This window comes from Brevibacterium sp. CSND-B09 (assembly GCF_052906525.1).
Window position 1 is genome coordinate 1,027,532 of sequence record NZ_JBREGI010000001.1, and the last position, 16,906, is coordinate 1,044,437.

Consider the following 16,906-nt stretch of genomic DNA (forward strand, 5'->3'; position numbering starts at 1 on the left):
GCGACATGACCGACACCGCCCACACCCGGTTTCTCTTCGCCCCCGGCGATCTGCGCGGATCCGAAGCCATCGACGACGCCGCGTTCATCACCGCGATCGGCCAAGTCGAGACCGCATGGATCGTCGCACAGGGACGGGTGGGGCTGGTGTCGTCGGAGATCCGCGCCGAGGTGGCCGCCGCCATCGATGCCACGATCCGCACGCTCACGGACGATCACACCGAACTCGAATCCCTGGGTGAGGCCGCCGAATCCGGCGGCAACCCGCTCATCCCGTTTCTCGCCCGCGTCCGCTCCCGGCTCTCCCCCGAAGCCTCACGATGCCTGCACCGGGGGCTGACCAGCCAAGACGTCATTGACACGGCGATCGGCCTGCTTGTCTCCCGCGTCGTGCGGCAGATGCAGGCCAGGCTCGAAGTCATCGGTGCCTCCCTCGTCGAACTCTCCGACGCCCACGCGAAGACCCTGTGCCTGGCCCGCACCCTCACCCAACCGGCCCTGCCGACGACCTTCGGCCTCAAGGCCGCCGCCTGGGCCGCCGAGGTCAATGAAGTCCAAGGCCAGGCACCCTACGTCGACTATGTGCAGGTCGGCGGGGCAGCCGGCACCCGTGCCGCGATCCGTTGGTTCGCCGGCGACTCCACCGAATCCCTGCTCCGCGAATTCCACGTGCAGATGGTCGGTCCCGACGCGGCACTCACCCAGATCCCCGTCCCTTGGCACACCGATCGCGTTCGCATCCTGTCTTGGGGCTCCCACCTCGCCCAATGCGTCACCGTCGGGGCCTCCATCGCCCGCGACGTCCTCATCGGCGTGCGCCCCGAGATCGGTGAGCTGTCCCTGGCCTCCACCGGCGGATCCTCGACGATGCCGCACAAGTCGAATCCCACCTCGGCGGTGCTGCTCCACCGCAACGGAATGCGCGTCCCCGGATCACTGTCCACCCTGACCACGGCCGCCGCCGAAGCCATCGAAGAACGCTCCGACGGTGCCTGGCATGCCGAGTGGCCGGCCTTGTCCGAGCTCATGACCCTGGCGATCTCCTCGCTCATCATCCTCGACGAGATGATCGCGGGCCTGCAGGTCAACGCCGAGGCCATGCGCGCGAACCTCGACGCCGCCTCCCCCGGGATCTATGGGGAGAAGCTCGGCATCGTCTTCGGCGACCGGATCGACAAAGACACCCGCGCAGCCATCATCGCCCCCGGCTCCGACCCTGTCGCAGCACTGCGCGCCGAGATCGGCGACGAGGATGGAATCAAGGAATTCTTCACCCCCGAGTCCTACCTCGGTGAAGCCGAGGAGATTCGCCGCACCATCCTGGCGACCATCGACAGCTCCGGACCGCAGGAGATCGACCTGCCACCCTTCGACTGAGACCCGTATTCCGACTTGAGAGCCGACCGAAGAAAGTGACACCCATGGACCTCACCGCATCCGTCCTTGCCGCACCCGCCTCCCCCGTTGCCGATGCCCGAGTGCTCGTCGTCCTGCCTTCGCTGGGCACCTCCGTAGCAGCACTGTGGCAGCAGGCCGCCACCGAACTGACCGCACTCAGTCCGGAGACGACGGTCATCGGCATCGACCTGCCCGGTCACGGCCGTTCGGCACCGATCGACGTCCCCGCGGGGACGTCCATGACTCCGCGGGTGACGATGTCCGACCTCGCCGAGGCGGTCCTGGGCACCCTCGATCGGGTCCTTCCCGATGTGGCCGCCCCCGGCGCTCCCGTCGACCTCGCCGGCGATTCGATCGGCGGAGCAACGGCCCTGCAGCTGGCGCTCGATCACGGCGACCGCTTCGGCCGCATCGCGGTGTTCTGCACGGGCGCGAAGATCGGTGAGGCCTCGGCCTGGGAGGAACGCGCCCAGACGGTGGCGACCTCGGGCACCCCGACGCAGGTCATCGGTTCGGCACAGCGCTGGTTCGGGGAAGGGTTCATGGACCGGGAACCGGAGGCCTCGGCTGCGCTTCTTCATTCGCTGCAGGACGCCGACCGCTTCTCCTATGCCGCTCTCTGCTATGCGCTGGCCGACTTCGATGTCCGCGCGCGACTGCCCGAGATCACGCGTCCCCTGCTCGCAGTCGCGGGTTCACAGGATCAGCCGACTCCGGCGACGAAGCTCGCCGAGATCGCCAACGGAGTTCCCGGGGCACTCCTCGAGGTCATCGACGGCGCCGCTCATCTCGTGCCAGCCGAGGCTCCGGTCGTGACCGCGGGTCTGCTCGCTGACTTTCTGCAGGGCAAGGGACTCGGCGCAGGTGCCGGCGGAGCCGCTTCCCCGGAAGCCGGTCCCGAGCTGCCGACCGCCTCGGGTCCGCGGGAGGCCAGCCGCGACGACGTGCGCGAGGCGGGAATGACCGTGCGGCGGCAGGTGCTCTCCGATGCCCATGTCGACCGCGCGAATGCGAAGGTCGACGATTTCACGAGCGACTTCCAGGACCTCATCACCCGCTACGCCTGGGGTGAGATCTGGACCCGTCCAGGGCTCGAGCGGCGGATGCGCTCGGCGATCACGCTCACGGCGATGATCGCAGGTGGCCACGAGGCGGAGCTGGCGATGCACGTCAAGGCTGCGCTGCGCAACGGGCTCACCCGCGATGAGATCAAGGAGGTCCTCCTCCAGTCGGCCATCTACTGCTCCGTGCCGAGCGCCAACACCGCCTTCTCCGTCGCCTCGCAGGCTCTGGCCGAATACGACGCCGAGGAAGCGAACGCCGACTGAGGCTGTTCGAATCGTCACATTGGTCGTCTGAGGGGTTCCGAGGAACCGCTGCGGGCAATAGGCTGGTGCGGTTGCCTCCCCGATCCCGCGTTTCCTTGAAGGAGCCCCATGAGTGATGCCCCGGTCTCCCGCGGAGTCTACAAGTTCGCTGTCTTCGCCTTGGCGATCGGCGCCTTCGCCATCGGGGTGACCGAATTCGCGACTATGGGCCTGTTGCCGATGATCGCCGAGGAGCTGGGCATCACGGTCCCCCAGGCCGGGCATGCGGTGTCGTTCTATGCGATCGGCGTCGTCGTCGGCGCACCCCTGATCACGACCATCGCCGCGCATATGGATCGCAAGCTGCTGCTCCTGTGCATGATGGGTCTCTTCGCTCTGGGCAACCTCGCCTCGATGCTCGCCCCGACAGCCGGGCTGTTCAACATCGCACGCTTCGTCTCCGGACTGCCGCACGGAGCCTACCTGGGCATCGGAGCCGTCGTCGCCGCCTCCCTCGTCCCGGCCAACCGCCGCGGCCGAGCCATGTCACGAGTGATGCTCGGCCTGACGATCGCGAACATCTTCGGCGTGCCCTTCGCCGCGGCACTCGGCAATATGTTCGGATGGCGCAGCGCCTACGCCCTCGTCGCCGCGCTCGGAGTGCTCACCGTCATCATGGTCGCAGTCGGCGTTCCGCGCGTGAAGCTCGGCGCGGTGCCCTCGGCCCGCGGTGAGATCAAGGCGCTCGGACGCGTGCAGATCATCCTCACCCTCGTTGCCGGCTCCGTGGGTTTCGGCGGAATGTTCGCCGTCTACACCTACATCACCCCGACGATGACCGACGTTGCCGGCGTCCCCAGCGTCGCGATCCCCTGGGTGCTCGCCGTCTACGGCCTGGGCATGACCGCCGGATCGCTGATTGCCGGACCCCTGGTCGACAAGTCCATCGAGCGCTCGGCGACCGGCGGCATGATCCTCTCGGCGCTCGTGCTCGCCGCCTTCGGCGCCTTCACCCACATTGCGGCCATCGCCATCATCGCCCTCTTCCTCATCGGCATCTCCGGGTCGATGATCACCACGGCCCTGCAGATGCGTCTGTTCCGCGAATCCCATGACGCCCCGAGCCTGTCAGCGGCCATGAACCATGCCGCCTTCAACCTCGCCAATGCGCTCGGCGCGTGGCTCGGCGGAATCGTCATCACCGCCGGCCTCGGCTACCGTGCACCGGCGTGGGTGGGCGTGGGCCTGTGCGTGTCCGGGCTCATGGTCATCTCCATCGCGATCTTCCTTCGCCGAGGCGGCTCCCCCGACCCGAGCACCCGCACCTCCGTCGAGACCTGAGTTCCGCCGAGAAACGGGCTGCGTGTCGAGAAACGGGTGTGCACGCCCGTGTCTCGACGCTCAGCCCGTTTCTCGGTGAAAGTGCCGATACGATGAACGCATGGATCACCCTGCGCCCAGTCGCTCTCATGCCCTGACCCGCCACTCTGATGAATCGAACCGTCGCCCGAAATCGGCCCTTCTGCTGACCCTCGCTGCTTTCGCCGTCCTCGCCCTTCTGCTGCTGAGCGGATGCGGATCGTCTGATTCCGAAGGGGACTCCGGCGAGTCCTCCGGAAGCTCGGACTCCTCGGCCGCTGCGGGAACCTGCTCTTACCCTGCTGACTCGCAGCCGGGCGCGAAGGAAGTCGACGCTCCTGAAGAGAAGCCGCAGGCAAAAGGCAACGTCGACGCCACCGTCGCGACGAGCGCCGGGGACCTCGCGGTGACTCTTGATGCCGACCGCGCCCCGTGCACCGTCAACAGCTTCCTGTCACTGGCCGCGCAGAAGTACTTCGACGACACCGAATGCCACCGCCTGACCACCGAGGGCATCTTCGTCCTCCAGTGCGGCGATCCCACGGGCACCGGGTCGGGCGGCCCAGGCTACTCGTTCGCCGATGAGCTCGACGGCTCCGAGACCTACCCGGCCGGCACTCTGGCCATGGCGAACTCCGGTCCGGATACGAACGGCTCCCAGTTCTTCGTCGTCTACGACGACAGCTCGCTGCCGCCCGACTACACCGTGTTCGGACAGTTGGATGAGAAGAGCACGAAGACCGTCGCGGATCTCGCTGCCAAGGGCACGGACTCCGGCGCCGGCGACGGCGCACCCAAGGAGAAGGTGACGATCACCGAGGTCACCACCGCGGACTGACCGCCCGTCCGAGTTGTCCAGAACACTTCGACCACCTAGCAATCTCATTCGGTGAGACTCGGAAATCACGTTCTGTGAGACGAGCGTAACCTCGATTCGTCGCCGTCGACGCTGTGCCAGACACAGCGCCGACGGCCTTTTCCATTGGCACGGACCACCCGCCCGTGCCTGCACTCACGAAACAGCGGAGCACCACCACCATGTCCACCGAAACACAGCCGGAGAATCCCTCCTCGGCACCCGGAGTCGACGACGACGCAATCGCAGCGACTCGGAAGAACAACACCCGCGGCAAGGTCCTGACCGCCTCGATGGTCGGCACCACGATCGAATTCTTCGATTTCTACGCCTACGCCACGGCCTCCTCGCTGGTCTTCCCGGCCCTCTTCTTCCCCAACCAGACGTCGACGACTCAGCTGCTGAGCTCGTTCGCGATCTTCGGCGTCGCCTTCGTCGCCCGCCCCCTCGGCTCGATCATCTTCGGCCACTTCGGTGACCGCATCGGCCGGAAGAAGACGCTCATCGCCTCCCTGCTCATCATGGGCATCGGCACCTTCCTCATCGGCCTGCTGCCGACAGCCAGCACGCCGGGCTGGGTCGTCCTCGCCCCGCTGTTCCTCGTTCTTCTGCGCTTCTGCCAGGGCGTCGGCCTCGGCGGCGAATGGTCGGGCGCGGCACTGCTGGCCACCGAGAATGCCCCGAAGGGCAAACGCGCCATCTGGGGCACTTTCCCACAGCTCGGCGCGCCCGTCGGCTTCATCATCGCGAACCTGCTCTTCGTCGCCCTCGGCACCTGGACCTCCCCCGAGGCGTTCCTCGCCTGGGGCTGGCGCATTCCGTTCCTGCTCTCGGCCCTGCTCGTCGCCGTCGGCCTCTATGTCCGCATGTCGCTCATGGAGACCCCGGCGTTCCAGCTCGTCGCTCAGAAGCAGCAGATCTCGAAAGCCCCGCTCGGGCGGGTCTTCGCCACGAGCTGGAAGCCGCTCATCCTGGGCACGTTCATCATGCTCGCGACCTACGTGATCTTCTACTTCATGACCGCGTTCACCCTCACCTACGGCACGTCCCCGGCCACCCCGGAGCAGGCCCAAACCGCCGCCGAGGCGGCAGGGAAGTCCTTCGATCCCGCAGGCTTCGTCGCGGGGCTGGGTTACACGAAGAACGAATTCCTCACCTACCTCATCATCGGAGTCGTCTTCTTCGGCATCTTCACCGTCGTCTCCGGGCCGCTGGCCGAGAAGCTGGGACGCCGGAAGATGCTGCTGGGCGTGACCGTGCTCATCGCCGCCTACGGACTCGTCGTCAACGCCCTGTTCAACGCCGGCACCCCGGGAGTCATCATCGGCCTCATCGTCGGCTTCATCCTCATGGGGCTGACCTTCGGTCCGATGGCCGCGTACTTGCCGGAGCTCTTCCCCGCCAACGTCCGCTACACCGGATCGGCGATCTCGTACAACATGTCCAGCGTCATCGGGGCCGGACCCGCACCGTTCGCGATGGTCGCCCTGTGGCAGGCCGAAGGAGGGGCGATCTTCTACTGCGGCCTCTACATCATCGCCGCCGCGATCCTCACGCTCATTGCATTGTGGCTGGCCAAGGACACCTCTGACCTCGACATGGAGGATCAGCTGAGCTGAGCCTCCGTCCGAACCTGGTCACTCATCCGAGGCCCGATCGCCGTTTTCGGCGGTCGGGCCTCCGCTCTGTGACCACAACTCACCGGCATCGCAGGTCAGCCAACCGCGAAGGCGGCAAGACTACGATTTCGTCACAACCGCCTCGGCGATCATCAAAGCGTCATAGGTGTGACCCAGTTCACGGTAGGATTCCTCTCAGACATTGCCCAGACACGGATGTCCGGGCAATCCGTTTGCGTGACGAGACCGTCACCGATCCCCTGGAGGAACCATGAAACGACGCTCGAGCCTGGCCATTGTGGCAGCCGGCGCCATGCTCGCCCTGTCCGCCTGCGGCGGCGGAGGCGATTCCGAACCTGCAGCGACCGCCGAAGGCGGAGTCCCCCTGGTCAAGGAAGGCAAACTGACCACCTGCACCCATCTGTCCTACCAGCCGTTCCAGTTCGAGAAGGACGGCGAGGTCGTCGGCTTCGACGTCGACATCGTCGATGCCGTGGCGAAGAAGCTCGGCGTCGAGCAGGAGATCATCAACACCTCGTTCGAGACGATCACTTCGGGCGCTGAGTTCAACCAGAACAAGTGCGATGTCGCGGCAGCGGCGACGACAATCCAGCCGAAGCGCGAAGAGGCAGCAGACTTCTCCGAACCGTACTTCGATGCGAACCAGGCGATCCTGACGAAGGCCGACAAGTCCGCAAAGGACGAGAAAGCGCTCAAGGGCTTCAAGATCGCGGCTCAGGCCGGCACCACGGGTCTCGACTACGCCACGGAGAACTTCAAAGACTCCGAAGTCATCACCTATGAGGATCTGCCGCTCTCACTTGAAGCGCTCAAGACCGGTCAGGTCGACGCCGTGATCAATGACAACGGCGTGCTCTACAACTACAACACCGAGAACAAGGGCTTCGCGGTCGGCTTCGACATCAAGACCGACGAGCACTACGGCATCTCGATGAAAAAGGGCAACTCGAAGATGAAGAAGGCCGTGGACGACACCCTCGCCGAGATCAAGGAGAACGGCGAGTACGACAAGATCTACAAGAAGTGGTTCGGCGACGCACCGAAGTGACCACTTGCGAATGGGCGGCCGGCTGCGATCTGTCGTTGCAGCGGGTCGCCCGTTCGGCTGAGTTCGACCGACCTGCCTGAGTCCCAACCGACACTCACGGCACGTACCCCGGCGGACACCCTCCGCCACAGTTTCTCGAAGGACAACCATGTCAGTTCCCACAGCGAGCGAGGACGGCCGCCAGACCGGCCCCGCCGTCCCGGCCGCCACCGCCACTCCGAAAGCGAAGATGAGCAAACGCCAGAAGGCGAAGCTCTCCCGCGGCATCCAGTACGCCGTCCTCGTCATCATCGCGATCCTCGTCGCCATCTTCGCCGACTGGCCGACCTTCATCAAAACATTCGTTCGCGTCGATGTCGCCGCAGGAATGTTCCCCGACGTCATCACGATGGCGCTGAAGAACACCGTGATCTACACGTTCCTCGGCTTCGCCCTCGGTCTGGCGATCGCCCTAGTCGTCGCCCTCATGCGACTGTCCTCGGTCGGCGTCTACCGCTGGCTGGCGACGATCTACATCGAGTTCTTCCGCGGACTGCCCGCTCTCGTCGTGTTCCTCGTCATGGGGTTCGGGCTGCCAGTCGCCTTCCCCGGGTTCAGGTTGCCACAGCTGATCGTCATCATGATCGCCCTCGGGCTCGTGTCATCGGCCTATATGGCCGAGACGATCCGCGCCGGCATCCAGGCGGTGCCGAAAGGTCAGATCGAAGCCGCCCGGTCACTCGGCATGTCCTCGTCACGTGCGATGTTCACGATCGTCCTGCCGCAGGCGATGCGCATCATCCTCCCGCCGCTGACGAACGAGCTCATCCTGCTCGCGAAGGACTCGTCCCTGGCCTACATCCTCGGCTCCTCGGTCGACGGCCGTGAGCTCGCGGCACTCGGCCGCGCCGAGATCGTCAACACCGCGAACCTCACCCCGTTCATCGTCATCGCGCTGTGCTACCTCATCATCACGATCCCGCTGTCGTATCTGTCGCGGGTGCTCGAGCGCAAATACGGTTCCGCCGATTCAGGAGTGAAATGATGACCACCACCTCGCACGCGTCGACAAAGACGCCGATCATCGCGATCCGCAACCTCCAGAAGAGCTTCGGCACGAACCAGGTCCTCACCGACATCAACCTCGACGTCGTCAAAGGTGAGGTCGTCTGCGTCATCGGCCCCTCGGGCTCAGGCAAGTCGACGATGCTCCGATGCATCAACACGCTCGAGACTCCCACCGGCGGCTCGATCGTCGTCGACGGCATGGACATGACCGACCTCGATCTCGACATCGATGCCGCCCGCACCCGCATCGGCATGGTCTTCCAGTCCTTCAACCTCTTCGCCCACCTCACCGTGCGTGAGAACCTCACGATCGCGCAGACGAAGGTCCTCAGGCGATCGAAGGCCGAGGCCAACAAGGTCGCCGAGGCGAACCTCGCGAAGGTCGGGCTGTCCGAGAAGATGGAGGCCAAGCCCGGTTCGCTCTCCGGCGGTCAGCAGCAGCGTGTGGCGATCGCCCGTGCACTGAGCATGGACCCCGACGTCATGCTCTTCGACGAGCCGACTTCGGCGCTGGACCCGGAGACCGTCGGTGACGTCCTCCAGGTCATGCGCAACCTCGCCGAGGCGGGAATGACGATGGTCGTCGTCACCCACGAGATGGAGTTCGCCCGGCAGGTCGCTGACCGCGTGGTCTTCATGGACGGCGGAGTCGTCGTGGAGGCTGGACCGGCCAAGGACGTCATCGGCAATCCGCAGGAGCAGCGGACGAAGGACTTCCTCTCCCGAGTGCTCCACCCCGGCCAGCTGGGGTAGCCGCCGGTCCTACTTCAGAGCGAGAAGCCGGCGGGGAACGGGTCGCTGGGGTCGAGCATGAACTGCGAGGTCGCGGTCAGCCAGGCGCTGCCGGTGATCGTCGGCACCACAGCCACATGTTCGCCGACTCTCGTCTCCTCGATCAGCCGTCCGGTGAACGAGGTGCCGATGAAGCACTGATTGACGAAATCCGTGTTCAGGCCCAACTGCCCACGGGCATGCCGGACGGCCATGAGCGCGCTTGTCCCGGTGCCACCGGGCGACCGGTCGAGCCAGCCGGGATAATTGATGAGCACATGGCGGGCATCCGGGATTTCGCCGTCGGGCCCGGGCTCCGTCGGCGGCGTCAGGAACACGACGTGCTCGCAGCCGCGGAATCCGGTCACCGGATGCACGGGGTCGAGCTGTTCGTTGACCGCAGCCATGATCTCGCGACCAGCGGAGATGAAGTCCTCAGCCCGGTCGCGCTCGAACGGGATGTCGACGTCGGCGGCGGAGACGAAGGCGTAGAAGTTCCCGCCGAAGCCGATGTCGCAGGCGATCGTCCCTCGCCCGGGCACCTCGACGGTCTGGTCGAGTGCGTGCGCATACGAGGGAACGTTGACGATGGTCACCGACTCGGCGCGACCGTCCCGGACGACCACCTCGGCGGTGATGAGCCCGATCGGAGCGTCGAGACGCACGGTCGTCACGGGTTCGACGACGGGCACCATGCCTGTCTCGACGAGCACGGTCGCCACAGCGATCGTGCCGGCCCCGCACATCGGCAGCACGCCGGTGACCTCAATGAAGAGCACTCCCCAGTCCGCGTCGGCACGGGTCGGCGGCTGCAGGATCGCTCCCGAGAGCCACCCGTGGCCGCGGGGTTCGCACATGAGGAAGGTCCGCAGACCGTCGGAGTTCTCGATGAACCACTCCCGGCGTTCGGCCATGGTCTCACCGGGGAGTGGCCCCACTCCCCCGGTGACGACGCGGACGGGCAGCCCCTCGGTGTGGGCTTCGACGGTCTGGATGAGACGGTTGGTCTGCACGGTCGATCTCGCTCAGCTCTCCAGGACCTCTTTGAGGATGACGCGGTAGCCCTGGCGGGAGTCGTAGCCGTGGATCTCTCGGGTGTCGAGCGCGGACATGAAGTCGAGCACCTCGGCGGTGATGACCTGTCCGGGCACGAGCACCGGGAACCCGGGCGGGTACGGGGTGACGAATCCGGCTGAGACCGGCTGTTCCCCGTTCTCGACGCGGCGTCGCAGCTCATGCGGCAGCACGTGCTCGATGTTCTGGCGACGCAGACCCGCATAGTAGGCGGTGCGCAGGTCGCCGTCGGGCAGCTGCTTCGACGGGTCGTCGGCGGGCACCTCGGCCGCGTAGTCGGGGGCGAAGGCCGAGAAGTCCGGCAGCGGGGGCATCACCGCGGCGGGTTCGGTCAGCGCATCCTGTTCCTGGAGTTCGTGCGGGTCGGTGAACTTCCCCGCCAGTTTGACCAGCACCTCGATGAGGTAGGCGACGGCCGAGCGTGAGGTGCCGATGTTCGTCATGAACAGCACCGTGTTCCGGCTCGTCTTATTCACCTGGATGCCGTAGCGGTCCATGAGGTGCTCGTGCTTGAACGTGTCCCCGTCGACTCCCGTGCCCGAGATCTCGACGGTGATGCGGCTGGGATCGACGACGAATTCGTCGCGGACCCAGGCGTCCCACATCGTCGACAGTCCATCGCGCAGCGGCATCGTCCGTTCGGTGACCCGGTACTCCTCGGGGATGAGGTCGGCGGCGGTGAGCACCTTGAATGTCTTCTTCAGCAGCGGGTGACGCGCGATCGCCGAGGACAGGCTCATCGCCAGGTCGAGCTGCTTCTGCACGAGTGCGAACCCCTCCATCTCCACCTGCCTGCGACCGAGGTCGAGGGACGCGAGGATCTGGTAGTTGGGCGACGTCGAGGTGTGGGTCATGTACGCCTCGTGGAAGGCCTCCTCGGCGCCGGTGGAGAATTCCTGATCGTAGACGTGGATCATCGATCCCTGGCGCAGCGCGGTCAGCGTCTTGTGCGTCGATTGGGTCGCGTACACGCGGATCGTCGCATCCGGCGGGGGCAACAGGTCCTCCTCCAGCCACACCGAATCGGGGGCGGGGGCACCGGTCTCGGGATCGAACAGGCGCTTCTGCTGCTCCCGGTACGCCGCGGCGTGGGCGTTGGTGGCGAGGTTCTCCTCGAGGGTCTCCGCGGCGACCATGGCGGTGCGCTTGCGGGTGACCGGGTGGAACCGGGCGAAGGCGAACCACGCTTCGTCCCAGAGGAAGACGAGGTCGGGTTTGATCGCCAGGCATTCTGACATGACCTTGTAGGGGTCGTAGACGATTCCGTCGAAGGTGCAGTTGGTCAGGGTGATCATCCGCACCTCGTCGAGGCGGCCGGCGGCCCGGTAGTCGAGCAGCAGCTGCTTGATCCTGTTCAGCGGCACCGCCCCGTAGAAGGCGACGTCGTTGAGCGGGTATGCCTCGAGGTAGGCGGTGCGGGCTCCGGTGAGCATGAGCGCATGGTGGTGGGACTTGTGGCAGTTGCGGTCGACCATGACGACCTCGTCGGGTGAGACGACGGCCTGATGGACGATCTTGTTCGCCGTCGACGTGCCGTTCGTGACGAAGTACGTGCGCTTGGCACCGTACGCGCGGGCGGCCAGCGACTGCGCCTTCTTCAGCGTGTGGACCGGTGCCAGCAGGGAATCGAGCTCACCGGAGGTGGCGCTGGATTCGGCCAGCAGCAGGTTGAGCCCGTAGAAGTCGACGAAGTCGCCGATCCACTTCGACCCGACGACGGAGCCGCCGCGGGAGACGGGCAGCGCATGGAAGACACCGGCCGGACGGCGGGCATGCTCACGGATCGCGTCGAAGAACGGTGTGTCGTAGAGGTGCTGGATGCGGCGCAGCAGGGACAGGTGGAGTTCGAACTGGTCCTCGCGGCGGAAGACGCGACGGAACCGGTGGGTCAGGGCACCGGCGAGGCTTTCGATATGGGCGCCTGCCATGAGGTAGAGGTCAAGTTCGGGGCGCAGATTCGCCAGGGTGTCGGCCAGCCGCAGCACCCGGCGCACCGAATTGAGCGGACTCATCGGCGCCGTCGGCGACTCCTTCGTCGAGGTGTGCGCGAACTCGATGGAATCGCGCAGGTCACGGCTGAGCACCTCGCGGGTGCTGTCGGTGAAACCGGGGCGGATGACGCAGGCGAGCAGGTTCGGGTTCGTCAGGGCCGCCGCCACCGCATCGTCGGCGGTGGGCACGATGACGTAGTCGTAGATAAATTGGTCGGAGGCGTTGCGGAGTTTGAGCAGGTCGGTGTGCAGCTCATCGCGGCCGCCCTCGGTGGTCTCGTCGACGATGAGGACCTCGAAGCGAGGACGGGTGTCCTGGCGGTCCTTGAGTTCGGCGCGCTCATCCTCGGTGAGGTCGTCTTCACCGGTGTCGGGCACGGTGGTTCCCCGGAGCCGATTGACCGCACGTGTGATCATGTCGTGCGCGCGGTCGAATTCGCCGTTCGAGAGCAGGTCGGTGATCTCCTCGACATAGCGCTGACCGAAACCTGCCCAGTAGAGCTCGATCGTCTTCAGCGAACGCAGCGAGCGCCACACCTCGCCGTCTTCGGCGATCATCGAGAAGTCCCCGCCGCTGACGGCCAGGCGTTTGATCGCGAACTTCAGGTACTCCCACGCGTCCGAACGCAGCCGCCACGTGCTCGCCGGCATTCCCGGATCCCGTTCGAGCTGCGCCCGGCGCGGCGTCGAGGGGGCTCCGACGCGACCGTGCCTGCGGCCGCCGCCGAGGTCGGTGGGCTCAAACTCCTGCGCCGTTGCCTGGTCGGAGTCGATTCCGGTCATGCGAGAGCCTCCTGGCTGTCAGTCTCAGTCCCCACCCCGGTCCGGTGTGGAATTCCTGCTCACGGGCTCAGTCGGCGGACCGTACTGATTCCGTTGTTGCACGATCATACGACCTCACAGTTTCGAATGGGCAGGGTGGTGGGCAGTTGAGACAACCACAGGAGGAGAAATGATGATAAGCATGGGGTATGGACACCTCCGCGTCTCTTTCTGCAGGTCATCTCATCGTCGAGGAACTCGAAGCACACGGAGTCACTCGCACTTATCTGGTTCCCGGCGAGTCGTATCTCGACGTCATCGACGGACTCCGCGATTCGGCTATCACCCCGATCGTCTGCCGCCAGGAGGGCGGGGCCGCATACATGGCCGTCGCCGAGGGGCGGATGACCGGGGTTCCCGGCATCGCCATGGTCACGCGTGGTCCCGGTGCGGCGAACGTCAAGGTCGGAGTCCACACCGCCTACCAGGATGCGACCCCGCTCGTCGTCTTCGTCGGCCTCATCCCCACCGATCATCGCGGCCGCGAATCCTTCCAGGAGTTCGATCTGGACGGCTGGTTCTCCTCGACCGCGAAGAAGGTGCTCACCCTCGATGATCCCGATAAGGCCGCCGAGGTGGTCGTCGACGCCATGCACACCGCCGTGACCGGGCGGCCCGGTCCCGTCATCGTCGGTCTGCCCGAAGAGGTCCTCGTCCGCTCGAGTTCGGGAACGGTGCTGCCCCCTCGCGTGCACGGATCGGCCTCACCGTATGCCGGGGACGTCACGGAGCTGCGTGCCCGCATCACCGCTGCCGACCGTCCCGTGCTCATCATCGGCGGCGAGGACTGGTCGCCGTCGACCTCGCGGCGCATCGCCCAATGGTCACGCGACCGCGGGCTCGGGGTGCTCGGCACCTTCCGCGCCTATGACGGCATCGACCACGACAGTCCGAACTTCCTCGGCATCTTGGGCTACGGTGCGTCCCCCGTGGCGAAGAGGGTCCTCGCCGAGGCGGACCTGCACATCTTCTTGGGCTGTGTCCGCACCGATGTGGCCACCGATGGGTTCAGCAACGGCGTCGACCAGCGAACTGTCGTCATCGGCCCCGACGCCGATGCGCACGGCCACTTCGGTCGCCTCGACCAGCACATCGTCACCTCGGTCGGCCGGTTCGCCCAGTCCCTGTTCACCGAGGAGGGCACCCGCACGTATTCGGTGTCCTCCGATGGGTCGATCGACGAACCGCCGCTCGGCGATGTCCTGTCCGAGGCGGCCGGGGACGCCGTGCCGCTGCCGGGTTGGGTCGCCGAGGCCAGGACCGAGCTCGAGGCGTGGCGGAAACCGCAGGTGGCAGGTTCGGGGTCGGCAGCCTCGGCGGGATTCGTCGACATGGACGAAGCATTCGTCCATGTGCAGGACCTGCTGCCGGACGACGCAATCATCACCTACGGGGCGGGGAACTTCTCCGGGTGGGCGACCAGGTTCCTGCCCACGCACGGGTTCCCCTCGGCGCTGGGCCCGCGCAACGGATCGATGGGATTCGGTCTGCCTGCCGCGGTCGCCGCCGCCCTCGTCCATCCGAAACGGGCGGTGTTCTGCATCGCTGGCGACGGGGATTTCCTCATGAACGGGCAGGAGATGGCCACGGCCGTACAGTACGGCGCGGACATCACCGTCGTGCTCAACGACAATTCGGTCTACGGCACGATCCGCGGTCATCAGGACCGCGAATATCCGGGCCGGGCCACGGCCACTGCACTGCAGAACCCGGACTTCGCAGCCATGGCCACGGCCTTCGGCGGGCTCGGCATCCGCGTCGAGCGGACCGAAGACTTCCGCGACGCGTTCGAACGGGCGCTGGCACACAAGGGGCTCTCGCTCGTCCACTGCATCACGGATCCGACCGTTCGCGGGGCGCGCCTGCCGTGAACGGGCCGTTGTGAACGATCTGTTGTGAACGGTGGGGCGGATGGCGAACGAATCTGACTAAGGTGGCGGTATGAGAATCGACGCGATCTTCACCGACCTCGACGCATTCACCTTTGATCCGAAGCGCCCGCGGGCGCAGAAGATCGGTGTGTGGGGCAACCGGATCATCGGCTTCGACGAGGAGCTCGACGGCATCGATGCCGATCGTGTCGAGTCCCTGGGCGGGGCGACGGTGCTGCCGGGCTTCAACGACGTCCACTGCCACACGACCTGGTTCGGTCTCACCCTGGCCTCGGTCGATGTCACGGCGCTGCCCGGCGGTCTGCCCGATGTGTATGCCGCACTCGAGAAAGCCGCGGCGACGACTCCGTCCGGGGAATGGATCGAAGCCACGGGGTATGCCCACCGTGACTACGACGGGCAGTATCCGGACCTGAACCGTCTTGACGAGATCACCGGGGACCGCCCCCTGTTCATGCGGCAGACGTCCGGTCATGCCGCGATCGCCAACACCGAGGCGATGCGTCGGGCGGGGATTCTGGACCCCGGCTTCGAGGAGCCGGTCGGCGGCAAGGTCGTGCGTGACGCGGCCGGACATCCGACGGGGCTGATCGAAGAGACCGCGCAGACTCTGGTGCAGGATCTCATCCGCCCGTATTCGCTCGACACCGTCGTCGACGCCCTCGATCTGGCGACGGCGTACTACGCGAAGGAAGGCATCACGTCCTTCGGCGAATGCGGTATCGCCTACGGCTGGATCGGCCACTCCCCCATTGAGATCAGCGGCTATCTGCGGGCTCGGGAGGAGGGGAAGCTGCGGGCGCGAGCGCAGCTCATGCCGCAGGCCGACGGGCTGCACCCGATCGCGGCGAACTCCGCCGACGGGTTCGGTATCGGTCTGGATGCGGGACTGCGCACCGGCCTCGGCGATGATCTCATCTCGATCGGGCCTGTGAAGTTCTTCATGGACGGTGCCCTGTCCGGCGAGACCGCGGCACTGCGGGAGAACTACGCGGGCAAGGACCACCCCGGCTATCTGCAGGACGACGCCGAGGTGCTTCGTCAGCAGATCCTCGACACCTATGCCTCCGGCTGGTCGTTGGCCGTGCACGCCATCGGTGATGCCGCCGTGGATGCTGCGATCGCCAACATCGTCGAGGCGCAGACGCGCTATGGCCGCAGGGCGGTGCCGAACCGGATCGAGCATGCCGCATTGGTCCATGACGAGCACCTGGTGACGCTGGCCGAGCACGGTATCGTCGTCACCCCGCAGGCGGCGTTCGCCGACGGCATCGGGGACGGCATGAACGCTTCGCTCGGGCCGGACCGCCGGCACCTGATCTACCGGGCGAAGTCATTCGTCGATGCGGGTGTGCCGATGGCCGGCAGCTCGGACCGGCCGTGCGCCGACGGGAATGTGCTGCGCGGGATCGAAGCCTATGTCACCCGGAAGACCCGCGACGGGGACGTCATGGGTTCGGCGGCCGAATGTTTGAGCGTCGATGAGGCGATCGCGGCCTACACGGTCGAGGCGGCGAAGGCCTCGGGCCAGGGCGCGGACAAGGGAACGCTGAGCCGAGGCAAGCTCGCCGACTTCGTCGCCCTGGAAACCCACCCGCGGGACGTGCCCCCCGACGAGATCGCAGCAATCCCGGTCCGCGCGACAATCCTCGGCGGCAACTACACCCACCAAACCCACTAGTTACTACCTGACGGCGGCCCA

12 protein-coding genes are annotated in these 16,906 nt (G+C 66.2%); 10 read left to right on the forward strand and 2 right to left on the reverse strand.

Annotated features, from left to right (window positions below):
* Window positions 1-5: 5 nt before the first annotated feature.
* From ACU4IU_RS04940 to ACU4IU_RS04975, 8 genes are all read left to right on the forward strand, one after another.
* On the forward strand, window positions 6-1,376 hold the full coding sequence (locus tag ACU4IU_RS04940; RefSeq protein WP_446656015.1) for a lyase family protein: 1,371 nt from the start codon (window positions 6-8) through the stop codon (window positions 1,374-1,376).
* 44 nt (window positions 1,377-1,420) lie between these two features.
* Window positions 1,421-2,725 (forward strand): bifunctional 3-oxoadipate enol-lactonase/4-carboxymuconolactone decarboxylase PcaDC, encoded by a 1,305-nt coding sequence (gene pcaDC, locus ACU4IU_RS04945; protein WP_446656016.1) that lies wholly within the window; start codon window positions 1,421-1,423, stop codon window positions 2,723-2,725.
* 108 nt (window positions 2,726-2,833) lie between these two features.
* Window positions 2,834-4,045: an MFS transporter gene (locus ACU4IU_RS04950; RefSeq protein WP_446656017.1), complete on the forward strand. Its 1,212-nt coding sequence runs from the start codon at window positions 2,834-2,836 to the stop codon at window positions 4,043-4,045.
* A gap of 100 nt (window positions 4,046-4,145) precedes the next feature.
* Window positions 4,146-4,901, forward strand: coding sequence for a peptidylprolyl isomerase (locus ACU4IU_RS04955; RefSeq protein ID WP_446656018.1), 756 nt, complete (start codon window positions 4,146-4,148; stop codon window positions 4,899-4,901).
* Window positions 4,902-5,101: 200 nt separating this feature from the next.
* The gene (locus ACU4IU_RS04960) at window positions 5,102-6,538 is read left to right on the forward strand and encodes an MFS transporter (protein WP_446656019.1); all 1,437 of its coding nucleotides are present in this window, start codon (window positions 5,102-5,104) and stop codon (window positions 6,536-6,538) included.
* Window positions 6,539-6,809: 271 nt separating this feature from the next.
* Window positions 6,810-7,607 (forward strand): transporter substrate-binding domain-containing protein, encoded by a 798-nt coding sequence (locus tag ACU4IU_RS04965; protein ID WP_446656020.1) that lies wholly within the window; start codon window positions 6,810-6,812, stop codon window positions 7,605-7,607.
* Window positions 7,608-7,836: 229 nt separating this feature from the next.
* Window positions 7,837-8,631, forward strand: a complete 795-nt coding sequence (locus tag ACU4IU_RS04970; protein ID WP_370037428.1) for an amino acid ABC transporter permease — start codon at window positions 7,837-7,839, stop codon at window positions 8,629-8,631.
* Window positions 8,628-9,407 (forward strand): amino acid ABC transporter ATP-binding protein, encoded by a 780-nt coding sequence (locus tag ACU4IU_RS04975; RefSeq protein WP_301539230.1) that lies wholly within the window; start codon window positions 8,628-8,630, stop codon window positions 9,405-9,407. Before ACU4IU_RS04970 ends, ACU4IU_RS04975 begins: the two co-directional genes overlap by 4 nt.
* 14 nt (window positions 9,408-9,421) lie before the next feature.
* Here the strand turns inward: ACU4IU_RS04975 and ACU4IU_RS04980 are convergent, their stop codons facing one another.
* The gene (locus tag ACU4IU_RS04980) at window positions 9,422-10,438 is read right to left on the reverse strand and encodes a proline racemase family protein (protein ID WP_446656021.1); all 1,017 of its coding nucleotides are present in this window, start codon (window positions 10,436-10,438) and stop codon (window positions 9,422-9,424) included.
* Window positions 10,439-10,450: 12 nt separating this feature from the next.
* Window positions 10,451-13,273 (reverse strand): aminotransferase class I/II-fold pyridoxal phosphate-dependent enzyme, encoded by a 2,823-nt coding sequence (locus ACU4IU_RS04985; protein ID WP_446656022.1) that lies wholly within the window; start codon window positions 13,271-13,273, stop codon window positions 10,451-10,453.
* A 188-nt stretch (window positions 13,274-13,461) separates the two neighbouring features.
* On the opposite strand from ACU4IU_RS04985, the gene ACU4IU_RS04990 reads away from it, so the two are divergent.
* Together ACU4IU_RS04990 and ACU4IU_RS04995 are read left to right on the forward strand one after the other, a co-directional pair.
* A complete protein-coding gene (locus tag ACU4IU_RS04990; protein WP_446656023.1) occupies window positions 13,462-15,183 on the forward strand; it encodes a thiamine pyrophosphate-dependent enzyme in 1,722 nt (573 codons plus the stop codon).
* A gap of 70 nt (window positions 15,184-15,253) precedes the next feature.
* Complete coding sequence (locus tag ACU4IU_RS04995) at window positions 15,254-16,885, forward strand: amidohydrolase (RefSeq protein WP_446656024.1); 1,632 nt, start codon at window positions 15,254-15,256, stop codon at window positions 16,883-16,885.
* Window positions 16,886-16,906 lie beyond the last annotated feature (21 nt).

Coding starts and splice junctions, on each gene's coding strand:
- ACU4IU_RS04965 (WP_446656020.1), top strand. CDS start 6,810: ATGAAACGACGCTCGAGCCTGGCCATTGTGGCAGCCGGCGCCATGCTC.
- ACU4IU_RS04960 (WP_446656019.1), top strand. CDS start 5,102: ATGTCCACCGAAACACAGCCGGAGAATCCCTCCTCGGCACCCGGAGTC.
- ACU4IU_RS04985 (WP_446656022.1), bottom strand. CDS start 13,273: ATGACCGGAATCGACTCCGACCAGGCAACGGCGCAGGAGTTTGAGCCC.
- ACU4IU_RS04970 (WP_370037428.1), top strand. CDS start 7,837: ATGAGCAAACGCCAGAAGGCGAAGCTCTCCCGCGGCATCCAGTACGCC.
- ACU4IU_RS04995 (WP_446656024.1), top strand. CDS start 15,254: ATGAGAATCGACGCGATCTTCACCGACCTCGACGCATTCACCTTTGAT.
- ACU4IU_RS04940 (WP_446656015.1), top strand. CDS start 6: ATGACCGACACCGCCCACACCCGGTTTCTCTTCGCCCCCGGCGATCTG.
- pcaDC (WP_446656016.1), top strand. CDS start 1,421: ATGGACCTCACCGCATCCGTCCTTGCCGCACCCGCCTCCCCCGTTGCC.
- ACU4IU_RS04975 (WP_301539230.1), top strand. CDS start 8,628: ATGATGACCACCACCTCGCACGCGTCGACAAAGACGCCGATCATCGCG.
- ACU4IU_RS04990 (WP_446656023.1), top strand. CDS start 13,462: ATGGACACCTCCGCGTCTCTTTCTGCAGGTCATCTCATCGTCGAGGAA.
- ACU4IU_RS04950 (WP_446656017.1), top strand. CDS start 2,834: ATGAGTGATGCCCCGGTCTCCCGCGGAGTCTACAAGTTCGCTGTCTTC.
- ACU4IU_RS04955 (WP_446656018.1), top strand. CDS start 4,146: ATGGATCACCCTGCGCCCAGTCGCTCTCATGCCCTGACCCGCCACTCT.